This is a genomic window from Enterobacter sp. PL_is511 (genome assembly GCF_055816065.1).
The window spans coordinates 58,616-77,870 of the sequence record NZ_JBVPGP010000020.1 but is presented as its reverse complement, the minus strand read 5'-3'; the positions used below and the strand labels follow the sequence as shown (position 1 = coordinate 77,870).

The window sequence follows — 19,255 nt, the reverse complement described above, 5'->3', positions numbered from 1 at the left end:
AACGCAGCGGTTGCCCGGAATGACGTTAATGCGATTTAAACCCTGCCGCCGTCATCAGCATACGGAAGAGCATACTGACAGCAGCCAGCGCCAGTACGCTGCCGCCCCAGATAATGGCCAGCCACAGCAATCTTTTCCAGACCGGTTGTTGCATCAGTGATAACCCTCCCCATGCTGAACTTTGCCGCGAAATACGTAGTAGCTCCAGAAGGTGTAGACCAGAATAACTGGAATGATCAACAGCGCGCCCACCAGCATAAAGCCCTGGCTTTGCGTCGGTGCGGCCGCCTGCCACAGGGTGATCGACGGTGGAATGATATGCGGCCAGATGCTGATCCCAAGCCCGCTAAAGCCGAGGAAGATCAGCCCCAGCGTCAGAATAAACGGACGGCTATGGCTGTCGGGATTATTCAGGCAGCGCCACTGGTACAGGCTAAACATCACGACCAGCGCCGGGACGGGCAGCAGATAAAACAGATTCGGCAGCGTAAACCAGCGCGCAGCGATGGCCGGTTGCGCCAGCGGCGTCCAGAGGCTGATCGCCGCAATAAACGCCAGCAGCACGATTAACAGCGTTTTCGACACCTCACGCATCCGCTGCTGCAATGCGTTTTCGCTTTTCATCACCAGCCAGGTCGAGCCTAACAGCGCATAAGCCACCACCAGCCCCGCGCCGCAAAACAGGTTAAACGCGGTAAACCAGTCAAAGGGGCCGCCGGTATAGGCCCGACCGGTGACGGCAAAGCCGTTAATGACGGCGCCTACCGTTACGCCCTGGGTAAACGTCGCCAGAATTGAACCGCCTATAAACGCCTTATCCCAGAAGGGACGGTGAGCCGGGGTGGCTTTAAAGCGAAACTCAAATGCCACCCCGCGGAAAATAAGTCCGATCAGCATTAACGTCAGCGGAATGGTCAGGGCATCAACGATGACCGCATAGGCCAGCGGAAACGCGCCGAACAGGGCGGCTCCGCCGAGCACCAGCCAGGTCTCATTTCCGTCCCAGACCGGCGCGACGCTGTTGACCATCACGTCGCGATCGTCGGCGTTTTGCGTTGCCGGGAACAGAATGCCGATCCCCAGATCAAAACCGTCCATGACGATATACATCAGCGTGGCAAAGACGATAATGACAAACCAGATAATGGAGAGATCGATACCCATTATGGCTGCTCCTTGTGTTCAGTTGTGACGGCAGAAAGCGGGCGCGCCGGACGTCCGTCGGACTCGGTGGCGAAAGACTCATGCGGCTGCGGCCCTTTTCGGATGAGGCGCACCATATAGCTGTAACCCACGCCGAATACCGAGGTATAGACGACGAAGAAGGCCAGCAGGCTCACGCTCATGTGCAGATCGCCATGGGCAGACACCGCATCCTTCGTTCGCTGGAGTCCGTAGACCACCCACGGCTGGCGGCCCACTTCGGTGGTGATCCACCCGGCCAGAATAGCAATCAACCCGGATGGTCCCATCAACAGCGCAAACCACAGGAAAGATCGGGAAGAATAAACGCGCTTTTTATAGCGCAGCCAGAGAGCCGTCACCCCAAGCAGCAGCATCAGCATGCCCAGACCCGCCATAATGCGGAACGACCAGAAGACGATGGTGGAATTCGGGCGGTCTTCCTTTGGAAACTCTTTCAGCGCCGGTACCTGTTTATCCAGACTGTGCGTAAGAATAAGGCTGCCGAGCGCGGGGATCTCCAGCCCAAAGCGGGTGCGCTCCTGCTCCATATCCGGCCAGCCAAACAGCAGCAGCGGTGTTGGCTCACCCGGCGGGTTTTCCCAGTGGCCTTCAATGGCGGCGATCTTAGCGGGCTGGTGCTTTAAGGTGTTCAACCCGTGCATATCGCCAACCATGGCCTGTATGGGGGCGACAATCAGCGTCATCCACAGCGCCATCGAAAACATCGCGCGGATGGCAGGGGTATTATTGCCGCGCAGCAGATGCCATGCCGCCGATGCGCCCACAAACAGGGCGCTGCTCAGGAACGCGGCTATAGACATGTGCAGCAGGCGGTATGGGAAGGAGGGGTTAAACACCACGGCGAACCAGTCTACCGGTACCACCTGACCGTTGACGATCTCATAGCCCTGCGGGGTCTGCATCCAGCTGTTCGAGGAGAGGATCCAGAAGGTGGAAATGATGGTTCCCAGCGCCACCATGCAGGTGGCGAAAAAGTGCAGTCCCGGCCCGACTTTGTTCCAGCCGAACAGCATTACGCCGAGGAAACCGGCTTCGAGGAAGAAGGCGGTAAGCACTTCATAAGTCAGCAGCGGGCCGGTAATACTGCCCGCAAACTGCGAAAAGCCGCTCCAGTTGGTGCCAAACTGGTAGGCCATCACCAGCCCGGAGACCACGCCCATGCCAAAGTTGACGGCAAAAATCTTCGACCAGAAATGGTACAGGGAGCGCCAGACCGGATTTTTTGTTTTTAGCCACAGCCCTTCGAGCACGGCAAGGTAGCTTGCGAGACCAATGGTGATGGCCGGGAAAATAATGTGAAAGGACACGGTAAAGGCAAACTGTATCCGTGCAAGGTGAAAAGCATCTAAACCAAACATGCAAAACTCCGCGATGTAATTATGTCGATGCCATTCTAAGCCGCGCTAGCTCTGGGTTGCAGAAACAGACCCGGCATATTTACCTATAACAGTTTGCCAGTGTATTATTTATAGATGTGCTTAAAGTCCGCTTTCCGCTAATGACTTTGCTCGAGTAATTGCTCCAGCATTAAATATGGGGTGCTCGTAGCGATCGGTTACGTCACTCACGCGGTAAATTTTCCACTTTCCGTCTTCACGACGCATATAGACTTCAAGATTAAGAAACCCGCCGTTCTCAATACCAATCCTGACAGGAAGAACTTCGCCATTGATGAACTGATGCGCCACACCAACCTCAAGCCGCTTCACCCAGGAGGGATCATAATCCTGAATATAAGCGAAATAATCTGACCCCAGGATTTCCTGTTCAGGAATCGACTCTATCTCGTTAAGTCGGGATAGTGTATCTGCCGCAACGTACTCTCTAAGCTGAGGGTATTCACCATCACTTTCCGCAAAAAACGTCAGATATGTGGAATAAAATTCTTCCGCTCGTTCGGCAGCATTCTGCTGAGGTACGCACGTACAAGCTGATAATAATAACGGCAAAGTAATTATAATCCCCCTCATCATCTACTCATCCTGTAAATCTTATAGGTTGGTTGTGCGCGGCGGTAACCCGGCCCGGGGTACATACTGAGCTGGGTAAAATCTGAGATCCACCGGGTGCCGTCGAACATTGTCATATGGCCGCTTGAATTTCCCCCAGGATAGGGCTGAATTACAGCGACATCTCCGCTAAGCAACGTCGAACCGGGAGGAATCTCCCTAAAACCTGCACGCAAAAGTTTTGGTCCATAATCCTTCGCATCATGTGTGCGTTCAAGCGTAATGCCGCCAGCGATTATGGCACGACGTGTAAACTTCGCGCATTCGTTATGAGAGTGTCCAAGCGCATGCGAGCGGAGGTAAGAAACAGCCGCGTCTTTATTCCAACTCATTGATAATTCCTTTCTGTAAGGTAAGGGCGCAATTCCTGCTTGAGCAAGACAAGTAGCAGAGTGTTCATTAGCCTGTTGTTAATACTCTGTGGTTGGTGAGATGAGTAGGCAAAAAATGTTATATATTATGTTTATATTTCATGTGGTTATGTATGTATGGTCGAGGATTGTAAACATCAATATTTAAAAAGCTGGACGAGCATCAGGGAATAAAAACATTCTTTTTATGAATTTTCCGCATTAAACCGCTTGCTTTGTCGTCAGCGCCGTGCGTTAATGGTCTTCTGGTTTTGAGTCCAAATAAATATCTGACGTAGTTTTATAAAGCAGTTCTCATCACGTTGTGCTTCTCCGCAGCCTCTCTTGGGTCTTTATCTACATTCCGATTCGTTTTGTTTAAAACCATTATGCCCAATCGGCCCATTAGTAATTTACGTTTTAACGTTTCAGGAGAATCCTATGACTTCTTATATCCATTTTCGCTGCCCATGCTGCCATGGTTCGCAGTACCGTACCTCAGCCTTTGATGTGTCTGAGAAAAACCCGTTTGGCGCGAAATGCATTTTTTGCAAATCGCCGATGATCACGCTCGACCACCTGGCCGCCGTGCATTCCGCTCAGAGCCACGTGACCGAATACCGTAAGTAATTCATCTTCCAGACTATAACAGTTAGCTAAATCTTCTCTTTTTCTCCTGCTGATATACACTGTCGGTCATAAGGAGAATCTGATGAAAAAATACCAGCGTCTGGCGCAACAAATTATCTCGCAGATTGAGCTTGGCGTATGGCTGCCGGGCGATAAGCTGCCTTCCCTGCGAGAGCAGGTGGCAAGCAGCGGCATGAGTTTTATGACCGTTGGCCACGCGTATCAGATGCTGGAAAGTCAGGGGCGCATTGTCGCCAGACCGCAGTCGGGCTATTACGTTGCCTCGCGCCCGACCGTACACCAGCCTGCGCCACCCGCTCAGGTGATGCGTGACGAAGCGGTGGATATCAATACCTATATCTTCGATGTCTTACAGGCCAGCCGCGACCCGTCCGTTGTTCCTTTTGCCTCCGCGTTTCCCGATCCCCGTCTTTTCCCGCTTCAGCAGCTCAACCGCTCGCTGGCGAACGTCAGTAAAACCGCGACGGCGATGAGCGTGATTGAGAACCTGCCGCCGGGTAACGTCGATCTCCGCCACGCCATTGCCCGTCGCTACGCGCAGCAGGGGATGAACATCTCCCCGGAAGAGATCGTGATCACCGCAGGCGCCCTCGAGGCGCTGAATCTCAGCCTGCAGGCGGTGACCGAGCCGGGTGACTGGGTGATTGTCGAAAACCCCTGTTTCTACGGCGCGCTGCAGGCGCTGGAACGCCTGAAGCTTAAGGCGTTGTCGATTGCGACAGACGTCCGCGAGGGGATTGACCTGAATGCCCTTGAACAGGCGCTGAATGAGTACCCGGTTAAAGCCTGCTGGATCATGACCAACAGCCAAAACCCGCTCGGCTTCACGCTGAGCGCGGAGAAAAAAGCGCAGCTTGTCGCGCTGTTAACGCAGCACAATGTCCCCCTGATTGAAGATGACGTCTACAGCGAACTCTATTTTGGCCGCGATAAGCCGCTCCCGGCGAAAGCGTGGGATCGTCAGGACATGACGCTTCACTGCTCGTCCTTTTCAAAATGTCTGGTGGCCGGTTTTCGCATCGGCTGGGTGGCGGCAGGAAAACACGCGCGGCGCATTCAGCAGCTACAGCTGATGAGCACGCTCTCAACCAGTTCTCCCATGCAGCTGGCGTTGGTGGATTACCTGGCGACCAAACGCTACGACGCTCACCTGCGCCGCCTGCGGCGTACGCTGGCCGAGCGAAAGCAGCAGGCCTGGCAGTCACTTCTGCGCCATATGCCTGCCGGCGTCAAAATTCACCATAACGACAGCGGCTATTTTTTGTGGCTGGAGCTTCCGGCACAGCTGGATGCGGGGCTGCTGAGCGAAAAGGCCTTAACGCACCACATCAGCATTGCTCCCGGAAAGATGTTTTCTACCTCTGACGCATGGACGCCATTCTTTCGTTTTAATACCTCCTGGGCCTGGGGAGAGCGGGAAGAGCAGGCGGTCATTCAGTTAGGGAAATTAATTAGCACGATGCTGGAATAATCCTTTCTCCGTTATTTAAATAATCAATTCTTATCCTGATGACGGCACTGCGAATATTTCGCGGTGACCTGTCATAGGAAATCTGCATACCGTCTCTCGCGCCTAACTCCTTGTCTATAATCCAGTTAACGGGGAATGCGCCCTCGGTCACACCTTGATGAAATTTCCTGAAGCCGTACGGTGCGGCGCATTTGCGCGGTCTACGTTTAATAAGGGAGATATTTTTACGGCACGGCTGCCGCTAAATTTCATTGCGACAGGAGTAACTCTTATGAGCAAAAATTTTGCCCGCAGCAGCCTGTGTGCGCTCGGCATGACTATCATGACAGCGCAAGCCGCAGAACCCCCCAAGGCCATTGGCGACGGGGAAGGTCGACTGGATATTATCGCCTGGCCGGGATACATCGAGCGGGGACAGACGGATAAAAACTACGACTGGGTCACCCAGTTTGAAAAAGAGACCGGGTGTGCGGTCAACGTCAAAACGGCAGCCACATCGGATGAAATGGTCAGCCTGATGGCGAAGGGGGGATACGATCTGGTCACCGCCTCGGGTGACGCCTCCCTGCGACTGATCATGGGCAAACGCGTCCAGCCGATTAACCCCGACCTCATCCCCAACTGGAAAACCCTCGACGAACGGATTGTGAAAGGAGAATGGTTTAACGTCGGGGGCAAGGTCTACGGTACGCCGTACCAGTGGGGGCCAAACCTGCTGATGTACAACACCAAAACCTTCCCGACGCCGCCGGACAGCTGGAGCGTGGTCTTTACTAAACAGGATCTGCCGGACGGTAAAACCAATCAGGGACGCGTACAGGCGTATGACGGCCCGATTTATATCGCCGATGCGGCGCTGTTCGTCAAAGCCACGCAGCCGCAGCTGGGTATTAAAGACCCGTACCAGCTCACCGAAGCACAGTATGCCGCCGTGCTTAAGGTGCTTCGCGACCAGCATGCCCTGATCCACCGCTACTGGCACGACACCACCGTTCAGATGAGCGACTTCAAAAACGAAGGCGTCGTGGCCTCCAGCGCCTGGCCGTATCAGGCGAATGCTCTGAAGGCCGAGAACCAGCCCATTGCTACCGTCTTCCCGAAAGAGGGGGTAACCGGCTGGGCGGACACCACCATGCTCCACGCGCAGGCTAAACACCCGATGTGCGCCTACAAATGGATGAACTGGTCGCTGACGCCGAAAGTGCAGGGCGATCTGGCAGCATGGTTTGGTTCCCTGCCCGTGGTTCCGGAAGGGTGTAAAGCCAGCACGCTGCTGGGCGATAAAGGCTGTGAAACAAACGGTTATAATGAGTTCGACAAAATCATGTTCTGGAAAACCCCCATCGCAGAAGGCGGCAAATTTGTCCCTTACAGCCGCTGGACGCAGGATTACATCGCCATCATGGGCGGTCGTTAATTGCCCGGGAGCAGAACATGACGTACGCGGTCGAGTTTAACAATGTTTCCCGCCTGTACGGCGACGTACGGGCGGTGGATGGGGTCACCATTGCGATTCGTGACGGAGAGTTTTTCTCCATGCTGGGGCCTTCGGGCTCCGGCAAAACCACCTGCCTGCGCCTGATAGCCGGTTTTGAACAGCTGTCAGGCGGGACGATCTCTATCTTCGGCAAAGAGGCGAGCGAGCTGCCTCCCTGGGAGCGGGATGTGAACACCGTGTTTCAGGACTACGCGCTGTTCCCGCATATGTCGATCCTCGACAATGTCGCCTACGGGCTAATGGTCAAAGGCGTCGACAAGAAAAAACGCCATGCCCAGGCCCGTGATGCCCTGGAAAAAGTGGGCCTCAGCTTTGCCGTTGCCCGCAAACCTTCTCAACTTTCCGGCGGCCAGCGTCAGCGTGTCGCCATTGCCCGCGCGCTGGTGAATGAACCGCGCGTCCTGCTGCTGGACGAGCCTTTAGGGGCGCTCGATCTCAAGCTGCGGGAACAGATGCAGTTTGAGCTGAAGAAGCTTCAGCAGGAACTTGGTATCACCTTTATTTTTGTCACCCACGATCAGGGCGAGGCCCTTTCCATGTCAGATCGGGTGGCGGTGTTCAATAACGGGCGCATCGAGCAGGTGGATACCCCGCGCGATCTCTACATGCGTCCACGCACGCCGTTTGTTGCCGGTTTTGTCGGCACCTCTAACGTCTTCGATGCGGGCCTTGCGCAGAAAATATGCGGCATGGAAGGCAGCTATTCCCTGCGCCCGGAACATATTCGCCTTAATGAGGGCGGAGACGTTCAGGTTCAGGGCGTCGTGCAGGCCGTTCAGTATCAGGGGGCGGCCACGCGTCTGGAGCTAAAGCTCACCGATGGTGCCAAACTGCTGGTGAGCCAGGCTAATCTCAGTGAAACCTCGTCGCTGAGCGGCATTGCGCCGGGGCAGGCGGTCATGGCGTCATGGTCACGCGAGGCGATGATTCGCCTGCACGAGGAGAGGTGAAATGGATATGAGTGTCGCGCATCCTCCCGCCTCGCGCGGCCGCTTAAGCCGCATGACCGCACTGTTCTGGCGCAAGCCGTCGCTCGGCCTGTTCCTGCTTCTGCTCGCGCCGCTGATGTGGTTTGGCATCGTCTATTTAGGATCGCTGCTGACGCTGCTGTGGCAGGGGTTTTACACCTTTGACGATTTCACCATGGCCGTCACGCCGGACCTGACCCTGGCGAACATTCTGGCGCTCTTCAACCCGGCAAACTACGACATCATCCTGCGCACGTTAACGATGGCGATTGCGGTGACCATTGCCAGCGCTATCCTGGCATTCCCGATGGCGTGGTACATGGCACGATACACCCGCGGCAAGTGGAAAGCGTTTTTCTATATCGCCGTGATGCTGCCAATGTGGGCGAGCTACATCGTCAAAGCCTATGCCTGGACGCTGCTGCTGGCGAAGGACGGGGTAGCGCAGTGGTTTCTTAGTCATATGGGGCTGGAGCCGATCCTGACCTCACTCCTTACGCTCCCGTCAATTGGCGGCAACACCTTGTCCACCTCCGGGCTGGGACGGTTTCTGGTCTTCGTCTATATCTGGCTGCCGTTTATGATCCTGCCGGTCCAGGCGGCGCTGGAACGCCTGCCTGCCTCGCTGCTGCAGGCCTCAGCCGACCTTGGCGCGCGTCCTCGCCAGACTTTTCGCTATGTCGTTCTGCCGCTGGCCATTCCGGGCATTGCGGCGGGCTCAATCTTCACCTTTTCTCTGACGCTGGGAGATTTCATCGTTCCGCAGCTGGTGGGGCCGCCGGGCTACTTCATCGGTAACATGGTCTACTCGCAGCAGGGTGCCATTGGCAACATGCCCATGGCCGCCGCGTTCACGCTGGTGCCCATCGTGCTGATTTCTCTTTATCTGGCGTTCGTGAAACGTCTGGGAGCATTCGATGCACTCTGAACGCGCACCGCTGTTCCTGAAAGTGGCAGCGTGGGGAGGCGTCATCTTCCTGCACTTCCCGCTGCTGATTATCGCGACCTACGCCTTCAACACCGAAGACGCCGCCTTCAGCTTTCCGCCGCAGGGGCTGACGCTGAAATGGTTTAGCGTGGCGGCGGGGCGCGGCGATATTATTGAATCCGTGACGTTGTCACTTCAAATTGCCGCGCTATCTACCGCAATTGCCCTTGTGCTTGGCACGCTTGCTGCAGCGGCGCTGTGGCGAAGCGAGTTTTTTGGCAAGAATGCGATCTCTCTGCTGCTGCTGTTACCGATTGCGTTACCGGGGATCATCACCGGCCTGGCGCTGCTGACGGCTTTCAAAACCATCAACCTTGAGCCGGGGTTTTTCACCATCGTGGTCGGACACGCCACCTTCTGCGTGGTGGTGGTGTTTAACAACGTGATTGCCCGATTCAGACGCACCTCCTGGAGCCTGGTGGAAGCGTCGATGGATCTCGGGGCCGACGGATGGCAAACCTTCCGCTATGTGGTGCTGCCCAATCTGGGTTCCGCGCTGCTGGCCGGGGGAATGCTGGCATTTGCCCTGTCGTTTGACGAGATCATCGTCACGACGTTTACCGCGGGACACGAGCGCACGTTACCGCTGTGGTTGCTCAATCAGCTCGGGCGTCCACGCGACGTGCCGGTCACCAACGTCGTTGCTCTGCTGGTGATGCTGGTGACAACTCTCCCCATTCTGGGAGCCTGGTGGCTCACCCGCGACGGCGAGAACATCGCTGGTGGCGGGAAATAACTTCGATTTAAACAGGACAACGCTATGCAAAACCAACTGCTGATTAATGGTGAACTGATTACTGGCGAAGGCGAAAAGCAGCCGGTTTACAATCCCGCCACCGGAGAAGTGCTGCTGGACATCGCTGAAGCCTCTGCCGCGCAGGTCGATGCTGCCGTTCGGGCTGCCGATCGTGCCTTTATCGAGTGGGGGCAAACCACCCCGAAAGCCCGTGCAGAGTGCTTACTGAAACTGGCTGACGCCATCGAAGAACATGCCGACACTTTCGCGAAGCTGGAATCCCTCAACTGCGGCAAGCCACTGCACTGCGCTCTGGGTGATGAAATTCCGGCGGTGGTGGACGTTTTCCGCTTCTTTGCCGGGGCCGCCCGCTGCCTGAACGGCCTGGCAGCGGGGGAATACCTTGAAGGACACACCTCGATGATTCGCCGTGACCCGGTGGGCGTGGTTGCCTCTATTGCACCATGGAACTATCCGCTGATGATGGCGGCGTGGAAGCTCGCGCCCGCGCTGGCGGCAGGAAACTGCGTGGTGATTAAGCCCTCAGAGATCACCCCGCTGACCGCGCTGAAGCTGGGAGAACTAGCAAAAGATATCTTCCCCGCAGGCGTTCTGAACGTGCTGTTTGGGCGGGGGAAAACGGTCGGCGATCCGCTGACCGGGCATGAAAAAGTCCGCATGGTTTCGCTGACCGGTTCGATTGCGACCGGGGAACATATCATCGGCCATACGGCGTCCTCCATTAAACGCACCCACATGGAGCTGGGCGGTAAAGCGCCGGTTATTGTCTTTGATGATGCCGACCTGGATGCGGTTGTCGAAGGGGTGCGGACGTTTGGTTTCTACAATGCCGGACAGGACTGTACGGCGGCCTGTCGTATTTATGCCCAGAAAGGCATTTATGCCGCGCTGGTGGAAAAGCTGGGCGCAGCGGTCGCCAGCCTTAAAATGGGTGCACCGGAGGATGCCTCTACCGAACTGGGACCTCTCAGCTCGGCCGCCCATCTTTCTCGCGTCTGTCAGGCCGTCGATGACGCGAAAGCGCTCGGCCATATCCGGGTTGTCACCGGCGGGAGCAAAAAAGAGGGGGCAGGCTACTACTTCCAGCCAACCCTGCTGGCGGGGGCAAAACAGGACGACGCCATCGTTCAGCGCGAGGTGTTTGGCCCGGTGGTGAGCGTCACCGAGTTTGACGACGAGGCGCAGGTGCTGGCCTGGGCGAACGATTCGCAATACGGCCTGGCGTCATCGGTCTGGACGAAAGACGTGGGCCGCGCTCATCGCCTGAGCGCGCGCCTGCAGTACGGCTGCACCTGGGTGAATACCCATTTTATGCTGGTGAGCGAAATGCCGCACGGCGGCATGAAATTATCCGGCTACGGCAAAGATATGTCGGTCTACGGGCTTGAGGATTATACGGTCGTGCGGCATGTGATGATCAAACACTAATCCGCTCAGCCTGGTCGCATTTGCGGCCAGGCGCTCTCCTTGCCCGCCACATGTGTTACGTAAGATACTCAATTGTTATTAGCCATAATTTTTAAGTGGTTATTCTGTAACGAAAAAACTTGATCTGTGTCAACATATGACGCATATTGCGTGCGGTTATTTTTTCGGCTCTGGTATACAGAATGACGTTGTATCAAAAGATGTTGGTTTTTTACGCAATCATGGCTTCCATCTGCGCATTAATTACCTGGTTCCTCTCCAAAGACCGCAAACGTATCCGCCTGCTCAGCGCTTTCCTGGTGGGGTCAACCTGGCCAATGAGCTTTCCCGTTGCGCTGCTGGTCTCGCTTTTCTGAAGCACGCTTCCAGTTTTAAAAGATGAACATAGCATTCCTGATGTGATAACTGTATAAATACACAGTGCATCATAAAAGGAGTGCTTATGAACAGTTTTTACTCGCAGCAGGCCGGTTGCACCGTGCGCTGGCACGACTTGCCCGGTACCGGCGATCCCGTGGTGTTCATTCACGGGCTGGGCTGCGCCTCTTCCTATGAATATCCCCGCGTCGTTTGTGACCCGCTGTTTGGCTCGCGCAGAGCGATTCTCATCGACTTGCCCGGCAGCGGCTACAGCGATAAGCCTGAGCACTACAGCTATAAAACCACTGACCAGGCCCACGTTGTCGCGGAACTGATTGACCATCTTGAGCTGGATGCCTTCTGGTTATACGGCCACAGCATGGGCGGCAGTATTGCTATCGAAACGGCGGGGCTGCTGGCAACGCGCGTGAAGGGACTGATGGTGTCAGAGCCCAATTTTCACGCGGGTGGGGGCATGTTCAGCCGGTCTATAGCAGCGCAAACCGAGCAACAGTTTCTGGAGCAAGGTTATGACGCCATGCTCAGCGCAGAAAAAACAGCGTGGGCAGGGTGCCTGCAGAGCAATGCCGCTTATGCCGTCTGGCGCGGTGCATCCAGCCTGGTGGCGGGCGTTGAACCGGAATGGGAAGCGCAGTTTCTGTCACTTACTTGCCCGGTGACGCTGATTTTCGGCGAGCTATCTCTGCCGGATGACGATGTGGAAAATCTAGAGCAGAAGGGCGTTGAGGTAAAAATTATCCCTGCGGCGGGGCATTCAATGTCGTGGGAAAACCCGTCTGCGCTGGCACAGACGTTAGCTGAGTGTATGACGGTGTGATCGTTGTGCAATTTATTATCGTTGCAAAATGTAGGCCGGGTAAGCGCAGCGCCACCCGGCATGAAGGGCGGCTACTTTATTAAAGCCCGCAGTGCCTGACGTGCGTCAGGCTGAACATCATGCGGATGCTGGTAATCAATGTTCTCTATCGCGCGGCTATAGAGGGCGACCAGCCAGTCGTAAACGTACACGGTGGCCGCATGCACAGGCTGTTCTCCCAGGCGCGTCAGACGAGGCTCGGCGCTACTGACCACTGGCGTGACGAAGATGGCCTGGCCCTTGCGGATGCGGCTTGCCGGACGCGTCGCCACGGGCGTCTGGTCGTAACCCAGCCAGCCAATGAAATTGCCCATCACGGCATGCAGTTGCGCAGCGCTACTTTTATCCGCTTCGACGATACGCTGAAGCTGTTGAGGCAGATCAAGCCGGTAGCTGGTGGTCACCAGCACATCCGCGATTTGCTGTAACACCGCAGGTTCCAGCCCCAGGCGGACGGCCGCGGCCTCATTGCGGCTCCACTGGCGCAGATGATTTATCCACACTCTGTGCGCCAGTCGCGCTTTGTCTTTTGTCTGGAACAGGCCGTTGCTTTCCTGTGCATTCTCGGCAAACAGGTCAATGGTGTCCGTAAACAACCCGTTCACCTGCTCCTCGCGAGGCTGCTGAACGGCGAGCAGCGTTTCAAAGGCCTTCAGCGGCGGCAGCAGGCCTTCAAGCAGTTCGCCGTGGCGGGCGGCGCTGCTTTGCAGCGTGCGCACCATCTTTTCGGCCTGAGCACGTCTTGTCCCCGTCTCCTCAACCAGCGGCGTCAGATAGCTTTGCATCAGCGATGAGAGCTCCTGTCGCATCAGGCCTTTCAGCGTGCTGAGACGCTTCTGTCGCTGCGCGGGCAGCGTGGCCTGGGACAGCCACTCGATGACGCGCTGCATGCTGTGGCTGTCCAGGGCCTGCAGCGTGCCCCAGCGTAAGCCCGGCTTACCGAGCAGATGCTGTACGGCTTCGTCGAGGTTCTGCCGGGTGGTAAAGCGGGCGTCATGCGGGGTGATCGCCCACACCAGACCTGGAAGGGCAGACTCTTCAGCAGGCTGTGTCTCCTTCACCCAGTTCATCAACACTTTTGCTTTTTTGGCCGTCTGTTCGTGCTGCGCCGTCGCGTTACAAATCACCAGCACATCAGGTTGAAGCTGTTGACGGTAATGCTCGAGCAGCCACTGGGATTTCGCCTGGCGTAGCGGGTCGGCACGGTTATCTTCAAAAACCGGAATATCAATAATATCGACGTTGTCCAGCGCGCCGTTCTCAACCGGCAACACCAGCTCGCGGGTCAGGAAGGCCAGCACATCGACGGGGATACTGATGGCGTTAAGCATTTCACCGCCATTCAGCGGATGAAGCAGCGTCTCCTGCGCGTCCTGAAGGTCTAACGTGCCGTCGTGCGTCAGGAACCCTTCACCCGGCAGCCCAAAGCTGTCCACCAGCAGGCTAAGCGGGGCAGCAAGATCGCTGACATGGCTGGTCTGGTGCAGCACGTGGGCCAGGTTTAACCACTGCTGGGTCAACTCCTGCTGCTCGCCCCACAGCAGGGACCAGACGCTGGCCCGCGTGCTGAGATCGAGCGATGGCACCAGCTGGGCAAACTCATACCAGAGGGCATCATCAATTTGCTGTTTCGCTGCGGGTACGGTGCTTTGCCAGAAGCGGGCAATCGCTCCCACCTCCTGAGCAGTGATACCGGGCACGCCCTGCGGCTGGCGCAGCCCGCGCCATTTCTCCAGACGTGTCTCAATGACCGCCTTATCCACCGCGCGCATCTGCGGGTGCAGGGTCGTGCGGGCAATAAACAGCTGTACCAGCTCGGCCTCGGTGACCAGACGCAGACGCAGCGGAAACGCCTCATCAGCCACCTCCGGGGTTTCCCGGGTGAAGCGGACGGCCATGTTGGTCAGGGCATGTCCCGGATTGATATGCGAAAAATAGTCAAAGGTGCGCTGGCCTGGGGTCACGTTAAGGCGTCCATTGCCGCTGCCGCACAGAGACAGCAGCAGGTGTGCTTTCGCGTTCTGCGAATGACCGTAAAGCCCAATGCTGCTCTGGCGAGTCATGGCGCGTTCAATGGCCTGCTCCCGCGCCTGCGCCGCGTTGATGCGAGCAAGCAGGGCGTCAGCATCGTTATCCAGCACTGGGGCGTTCAGGCGCGTCTCATTAATCCACCCGATTAAGGCCTGAGTGGTGGTCGTGGTCGCTGTCATTTCAGGTATACGCTCCCGCTGTCTATCCAGTAGTGGCTGCCGCTGTGTCGGCGGTCGGCCAAAGTATTCAATTTGAAGGTTAGTGCGTCAGGCGCAACCGGCGTGCCGTCCTGCAGCCAGGCATCGCTCAGCTCGAAGGCTTCCGGGCCTTCCTGCTTGCTGCCGCCGCAGAGTTTCAGCCGCACGTTCAGCACGCCGTCACCGGCAATGGCTTTGGCCAGTTCAGCCGAGTTAATGCTGAGCGTGTAGAGCGGCGTGGCAGGCCAGCGCGCGTTCGCCAGCTGGCGGAAGCCGAGGGTGACGTTACCGCGCAGCGGGAAGTGCAGACGCGCGTCAAGCTTCGCGCCGGGTTTATCAAGATCGATATCCTGATACCAGACGTTTTCCTCGCGCAGGGTATTGACGGTGTTATCCAGCACGCCGAGATAGCGCACGGTGGAATACGCGCCAATGTCCGCGGCTTTAAAGTTGAAGCGCGGCAGACGCAGATCGAGCGCCAGGCTGCAGAGCATGGCGCCCACTGCGGCGGTGGATTTCGGGTTGCCAATGCGCCCCTGCTGGCTGAACGGATACCACTCGTGCACCTGGTATTTATCCAGCCAGACGATGCGGTTGACCGGCACCGGCTGCAGGTGGCGAATGAGCGCCTGAACCCCAGGCAGGCAGCCGGGGCGTCCGGTGATCAGCAGAATATCGCAGCTGTAATGGGATATCGCCTCACACACCGCGTGGAGCGGGGAGGCCAGCGTAAACTGCCCGGCCAGCATCGCATCCTGCATTTCGCGGAAGTTCACATGCAGCGGCACCGCAAACAGATCGAAAGCGTCTGAACCCGTAGGCAGGGCATGATCGATCGCCTGCTGCAGGTAATTCATCACGTTGCGGGTCGGCTTTTGCGGCAGGAGATCGCCAAAGGTGGCATGCAGACCGGCCAGCGGATCGTCAACGTCGCTGGATTCCCATCCGGCAAGAATAGCATGGCCAATTGGCATAAAGAGCTGCAGCGCCGTTTGCTGGCGCAGCACGGCCTGGGTATCAATGCGCCCGGAGTCACCGAACAGCGAGGCCATCAGCAGCGAGGCATCCGCGATACCGGATTTCTGCAGCTGCGTTTGCAGAGCGGGCAACACGTAGCGCTGAATCACGTCCAGAAGCGTATCGTCACCCGCGACCTTAAAGCCTTCACGGAACAGCAGCTGCGGGGTGATTTTGACGTTATTGCCGGAACCGTCGTCCAGTTGGTAATGGGTGATCGCCATATCCGTTGTCCCGCCGCCAATGTCGATGGACGCGACGCGCAGCGCGCGTCCCGGCTGGCTACCCGGCTCAGGCTCACGGTCCGGGCGGGCCAGGGAGGCGAAGAAGGCTTCGGTCTGACCGCCAAAGCGGGAGATGGCTTCGTTATACAGCCAGACCAGCTGACCGCAGCTGGCTTCATCCCACTCCATCTGGATTTCAGGTACCGGCACCACGCTTTTTTCCTGCTGTTTGCGGGTGACAAAATCCTCATCCTGCGGGTGCCAGCCCATCGCTTTCCAGACGATGGCGATGGCTTCAAACATGCGGCGACGGAAAATCTCGCGCTCCTGCTTTGGCATGGCCGAGGGCAGAGTCAGGATCAGGGTGCGCAGCTGGCGCGGCGACGCCGGGAAGCCCAGACGCAAGCGCGTGGCGACGCTGTTGATCTGTCCCAGCGCCTGCGCCAGCAGCTCGCACAGCATGTGCGTCATCAGGGTGCTGCGGCTGTACTGCGGCGAGAAGACCGGCAGGCGCTCGTCCTGCGGAAGCGTGAAGAGCGGCTCGCCGTCATCGTTCATCAGGTTCATCAACGGGAATGCGGTGGCAAGCGGTTCACGCTGGGTTTTGCTGTTCATCTGGCTAAAGCGCCAGTCCTGCACGACCGGCGTTTCATCCCACAGGTAGCGACGCGGGCTGGAGATACCGCTGTTGCCTTCGGTTCCCAGACGCTGCATCGCCAGTTTGCGGGCTTCATCACCGACGCGCACAATCGACGGCCAGACAAAGGCGTCTTCGCGACCGCTTTCAACCGAGAAGTGCTGCTTGCCAAAACGCGCTTCCGAAAACTCGAGACGGCTGGTGAACAGCGGCTCGTTCAGGAATTGCGGCTCGCTGAGCGAGCGAACCTGCAGCTCGGCGGTCTGGCGCAGCCCATCGTTCGCATCGCCGTGGTCTTCAATAATGACGCCGCAGGTGTGGGTATTACCCACGTCGAGGATCAGGTCAACCGGAATGGCTGGCGTGCTGAGCGTATGGGTAACAAATTTCACTTCCGGCACGGTGAGCTGTTCACCGAGCATGGTCAGCACGTTGAGCCAGTGGGCCTGATACTCAAATCCGCGCATCGCCTGCTGGAGATCGCGTTCTGAGCGGTTTTCAACGCCGTCGGCATACTGGGTAAAGGCCTCGCGCAGCCAGCCGTCAATCCAGGTCTGATCGAGGAAACTTTCTACCTCGTTATCGCGCCAGGCCAGCGCGAAACGGGTCCCGTTGAGAATATCGTTTTCAACCGGGGACAGGGCGGACGTGGCGTGTTCAGCAATCTGGCTGTCAAGGGCGAGCGTGACGCGGTGCGTATTGCCTGCCGTATCGGGCGTATCAAGCCTGCGCACCTGAACGCGTGCCCAGTTATCCGGCCCCTCAACAAAGGTTCGCGGTGGGTTAAAGCGCAGGAACGGAACCGGAAGCCAGACGCCGTCCAGCACCGTCAGAGACTGATGCAGCGGGATGGTGGTTTCCGGTTTGACCACTTCAGGCTGCCCGCCGTTCGTTCCCGGCAGGGTATAGCGACCGTTGACCAGGTCGAAATCGAGGCGCAACAGCGGGCCGTTCGCTGTTTTACGTACGAAGCGCCCGTTGCTGGCGGTGTCCTGCGGTGTCAGACCGAAATCAAGGAACTGCACGCCGCTGTTGGCAATAAGCGTGACGCTTTGTTTATAGTCGCAAAGATTAACCAGCATAGGATCAGGCACCTGCTTTCTTGAACGTCAGTGGGACGACGGTGTTGGCATCATAACGGGCGCGACATTCCGCGATATCGCTGGTTCCGGCTTTACAGGCAACCTCCGGCATCGGGTAGCGGGAACCGTCGGTGCAGCGGGCGGTTCCGCGACTTTTAATCATCAGCTCGCCATTGCTGTGCAGCCCGGAGAAGACCTCCGCACGGCAGACCACGTTATCGCCATGGACAACCCGGGCGAAACCTTTGTTGTTCTGGATCTGATAGCGCATTGATGGCGGCTTGCCGGTAACCGGATCTTTCACGTCGAGAACCGCACGCCAGGTGCCATTCAGGAAACGCGTCGATCCCGCTTTTACCTGATTCGCTTCCATCACCATGGCATCTTTCGGGATGGCGACAATAACCACCGGAGCGGTTGTTTGTGCAGGCGCCGGAACTGCTTCTTTTTCTTTGCTGGCCACGACCTCTGCCTGATGCAGCGGTAATTTCATCGCCAGTGGCTCAACCGCTTTGATCGGTTTTGGCGCAATCTCGACGGGCTCTGGAGCGGGCGCCGGAGCGGGGTCAGCGGAAGGCGACTGTTTTGGCCACAGCAGTGGGGCGGCAATGGCGGCGACGATCACGGCGGCAACCGGCAGCGTCCACAGTGGGACGCGGCGCTTTTTCGCGACAATCGCCGGGGGCGTTTCCTGAACGACTTGCGCCACGACCGGGGCCGGTTCTGGCTCATACAGATCTTCCGGCGTAATGCGCACCACCGTGGAAGGGGCGATCAGCGGCTCGTCAGCCTGTTCAAAGGTCACCAGCGGTTCTGGCTCAGGTTCCGGTTCAGGATCTTCAATGACAACGGGAGCAGGCTCAGGGACCAGCGATTCACGCAGGCAGTCGAGGACATCGTCGCGCGCACTCTCGTTCAGGTTTACAAACCCCCAGAAGCTGATGACCGGCTTTCCGTCTACCAGGAAGAGGAAGTTTTCACCCGGGAACTGAAACGCCTTCGACAGCAGAGAACCAAAAAGCTGCTGCGCGGTTTTGGGCGACTGCAGGCATTTCTTGCTTAACGACTCGACGCTGGCGAGCGTGTTTTCCAGATAGCGCAGGGCGCGATAGCGGTCATCTTCATCTGCCGCTTTCCAGCTGGTTACGCTCCCTTCAACCGGGGAATACCAGTCCACACGGTCACCGCTGTCGTTGACCTGAGGAATTGCCAGACAGTCGACGATGGCCTGTTGTTTGCGCAACCGGAGCGCTTCCCGGATTTGTAACGCTGATTCGAAAACGGCTTGTCCGCCGCCGCCAACGGCCTGAAAGTCATCCAGATTACCGCTGCGTAAAAGAGTTTTTGCCACGATTTGATCCCATATACTTCTTCACACCATTACTTTAACGAAACGAGGAAGCAACCAAACGGGGGAAGAGACGCTAAAAGGGCCGATTTCTTGCGGCATAGAAAGTGACGGTTGTGCTTGACGAATAATGGCCCTTAAGGCAAATCACCTTTT

Annotated in this window: 17 protein-coding genes; 9 read left to right on the top strand and 8 right to left on the bottom strand. The window is 57.3% G+C overall.

From position 1 onward, the window contains the following. Positions 1-25: 25 nt before the first annotated feature. From AC0TN7_RS07895 to AC0TN7_RS07875, 5 genes are all read right to left on the bottom strand, one after another. Complete coding sequence (locus AC0TN7_RS07895; RefSeq protein ID WP_008501283.1) at positions 26-154, bottom strand: DUF2474 domain-containing protein; 129 nt, start codon at positions 152-154, stop codon at positions 26-28. Then, positions 154-1,164 carry a cytochrome d ubiquinol oxidase subunit II gene (gene cydB / locus AC0TN7_RS07890; RefSeq protein ID WP_090416744.1) on the bottom strand — a complete coding sequence of 337 codons (1,011 nt, stop codon included), beginning with the start codon at positions 1,162-1,164 and terminating at the stop codon, positions 154-156. Before cydB ends, AC0TN7_RS07895 begins: the two co-directional genes overlap by 1 nt. Further along, entirely contained in the window at positions 1,164-2,564 is a 1,401-nt protein-coding gene (locus AC0TN7_RS07885) for a cytochrome ubiquinol oxidase subunit I (RefSeq protein WP_048991971.1), read from the bottom strand. The genes cydB and AC0TN7_RS07885 overlap by 1 nt, the downstream gene beginning before the upstream one ends. Positions 2,565-2,684: 120 nt before the next feature. Beyond that, the gene (locus tag AC0TN7_RS07880; RefSeq protein ID WP_473702009.1) at positions 2,685-3,179 is read right to left on the bottom strand and encodes a DUF3828 domain-containing protein; all 495 of its coding nucleotides are present in this window, start codon (positions 3,177-3,179) and stop codon (positions 2,685-2,687) included. Then, positions 3,176-3,547 (bottom strand): hypothetical protein, encoded by a 372-nt coding sequence (locus AC0TN7_RS07875; RefSeq protein WP_024907237.1) that lies wholly within the window; start codon positions 3,545-3,547, stop codon positions 3,176-3,178. Before AC0TN7_RS07875 ends, AC0TN7_RS07880 begins: the two co-directional genes overlap by 4 nt. 459 nt (positions 3,548-4,006) lie before the next feature. On the opposite strand from AC0TN7_RS07875, the gene ymcF reads away from it, so the two are divergent. From ymcF to AC0TN7_RS07830, 9 genes are all read left to right on the top strand, one after another. Continuing rightward, the gene (gene ymcF / locus AC0TN7_RS07870; protein ID WP_473702008.1) at positions 4,007-4,195 is read left to right on the top strand and encodes a cold shock small protein YmcF; all 189 of its coding nucleotides are present in this window, start codon (positions 4,007-4,009) and stop codon (positions 4,193-4,195) included. Between the two features lie 82 nt (positions 4,196-4,277). Then, the gene (locus AC0TN7_RS07865; protein WP_473702007.1) at positions 4,278-5,687 is read left to right on the top strand and encodes an aminotransferase-like domain-containing protein; all 1,410 of its coding nucleotides are present in this window, start codon (positions 4,278-4,280) and stop codon (positions 5,685-5,687) included. 271 nt (positions 5,688-5,958) lie between these two features. Beyond that, positions 5,959-7,104, top strand: coding sequence for a putative ABC transporter substrate-binding protein YdcS (gene ydcS / locus AC0TN7_RS07860; RefSeq protein WP_024907240.1), 1,146 nt, complete (start codon positions 5,959-5,961; stop codon positions 7,102-7,104). A gap of 17 nt (positions 7,105-7,121) precedes the next feature. After that, a complete protein-coding gene (locus tag AC0TN7_RS07855; RefSeq protein ID WP_407820431.1) occupies positions 7,122-8,135 on the top strand; it encodes an ABC transporter ATP-binding protein in 1,014 nt (337 codons plus the stop codon). Positions 8,136-8,142: 7 nt separating this feature from the next. After that, complete coding sequence (locus AC0TN7_RS07850; protein ID WP_407820461.1) at positions 8,143-9,081, top strand: ABC transporter permease; 939 nt, start codon at positions 8,143-8,145, stop codon at positions 9,079-9,081. After that, positions 9,071-9,877, top strand: coding sequence for an ABC transporter permease (locus AC0TN7_RS07845; protein WP_024907243.1), 807 nt, complete (start codon positions 9,071-9,073; stop codon positions 9,875-9,877). The genes AC0TN7_RS07850 and AC0TN7_RS07845 overlap by 11 nt, the downstream gene beginning before the upstream one ends. 24 nt (positions 9,878-9,901) lie before the next feature. After that, on the top strand, positions 9,902-11,326 hold the full coding sequence (gene patD / locus AC0TN7_RS07840; RefSeq protein WP_032647482.1) for an aminobutyraldehyde dehydrogenase: 1,425 nt from the start codon (positions 9,902-9,904) through the stop codon (positions 11,324-11,326). A gap of 182 nt (positions 11,327-11,508) precedes the next feature. Then, complete coding sequence (locus AC0TN7_RS07835) at positions 11,509-11,682, top strand: GhoT/OrtT family toxin (RefSeq protein ID WP_013096478.1); 174 nt, start codon at positions 11,509-11,511, stop codon at positions 11,680-11,682. Positions 11,683-11,768: 86 nt separating this feature from the next. Beyond that, positions 11,769-12,524, top strand: a complete 756-nt coding sequence (locus tag AC0TN7_RS07830; protein ID WP_473702006.1) for an alpha/beta fold hydrolase — start codon at positions 11,769-11,771, stop codon at positions 12,522-12,524. Positions 12,525-12,595: 71 nt separating this feature from the next. Here AC0TN7_RS07830 and AC0TN7_RS07825 read toward each other — a convergent pair whose 3' ends face one another. Genes AC0TN7_RS07825 through AC0TN7_RS07815 form a run of 3 tightly spaced genes read right to left on the bottom strand, consistent with a single transcriptional unit; the run spans position 12,596 to position 19,102 of the window. Next, complete coding sequence (locus AC0TN7_RS07825; protein ID WP_473702005.1) at positions 12,596-14,773, bottom strand: virulence factor SrfC family protein; 2,178 nt, start codon at positions 14,771-14,773, stop codon at positions 12,596-12,598. Continuing rightward, positions 14,770-17,751: a virulence factor SrfB gene (locus tag AC0TN7_RS07820; RefSeq protein WP_473702004.1), complete on the bottom strand. Its 2,982-nt coding sequence runs from the start codon at positions 17,749-17,751 to the stop codon at positions 14,770-14,772. Before AC0TN7_RS07820 ends, AC0TN7_RS07825 begins: the two co-directional genes overlap by 4 nt. Before the next feature lie 4 nt (positions 17,752-17,755). Next, entirely contained in the window at positions 17,756-19,102 is a 1,347-nt protein-coding gene (locus AC0TN7_RS07815) for an SrfA family protein (protein WP_473702003.1), read from the bottom strand. Positions 19,103-19,255: the final 153 nt, after the last annotated feature.

Coding starts and splice junctions, on each gene's coding strand:
- AC0TN7_RS07895 (WP_008501283.1), bottom strand. CDS start 154: ATGCAACAACCGGTCTGGAAAAGATTGCTGTGGCTGGCCATTATCTGG.
- cydB (WP_090416744.1), bottom strand. CDS start 1,164: ATGGGTATCGATCTCTCCATTATCTGGTTTGTCATTATCGTCTTTGCC.
- AC0TN7_RS07885 (WP_048991971.1), bottom strand. CDS start 2,564: ATGTTTGGTTTAGATGCTTTTCACCTTGCACGGATACAGTTTGCCTTT.
- AC0TN7_RS07880 (WP_473702009.1), bottom strand. CDS start 3,179: ATGATGAGGGGGATTATAATTACTTTGCCGTTATTATTATCAGCTTGT.
- AC0TN7_RS07875 (WP_024907237.1), bottom strand. CDS start 3,547: ATGAGTTGGAATAAAGACGCGGCTGTTTCTTACCTCCGCTCGCATGCG.
- ymcF (WP_473702008.1), top strand. CDS start 4,007: ATGACTTCTTATATCCATTTTCGCTGCCCATGCTGCCATGGTTCGCAG.
- AC0TN7_RS07865 (WP_473702007.1), top strand. CDS start 4,278: ATGAAAAAATACCAGCGTCTGGCGCAACAAATTATCTCGCAGATTGAG.
- ydcS (WP_024907240.1), top strand. CDS start 5,959: ATGAGCAAAAATTTTGCCCGCAGCAGCCTGTGTGCGCTCGGCATGACT.
- AC0TN7_RS07855 (WP_407820431.1), top strand. CDS start 7,122: ATGACGTACGCGGTCGAGTTTAACAATGTTTCCCGCCTGTACGGCGAC.
- AC0TN7_RS07850 (WP_407820461.1), top strand. CDS start 8,143: ATGAGTGTCGCGCATCCTCCCGCCTCGCGCGGCCGCTTAAGCCGCATG.
- AC0TN7_RS07845 (WP_024907243.1), top strand. CDS start 9,071: ATGCACTCTGAACGCGCACCGCTGTTCCTGAAAGTGGCAGCGTGGGGA.
- patD (WP_032647482.1), top strand. CDS start 9,902: ATGCAAAACCAACTGCTGATTAATGGTGAACTGATTACTGGCGAAGGC.
- AC0TN7_RS07835 (WP_013096478.1), top strand. CDS start 11,509: ATGACGTTGTATCAAAAGATGTTGGTTTTTTACGCAATCATGGCTTCC.
- AC0TN7_RS07830 (WP_473702006.1), top strand. CDS start 11,769: ATGAACAGTTTTTACTCGCAGCAGGCCGGTTGCACCGTGCGCTGGCAC.
- AC0TN7_RS07825 (WP_473702005.1), bottom strand. CDS start 14,773: ATGACAGCGACCACGACCACCACTCAGGCCTTAATCGGGTGGATTAAT.
- AC0TN7_RS07820 (WP_473702004.1), bottom strand. CDS start 17,751: ATGCTGGTTAATCTTTGCGACTATAAACAAAGCGTCACGCTTATTGCC.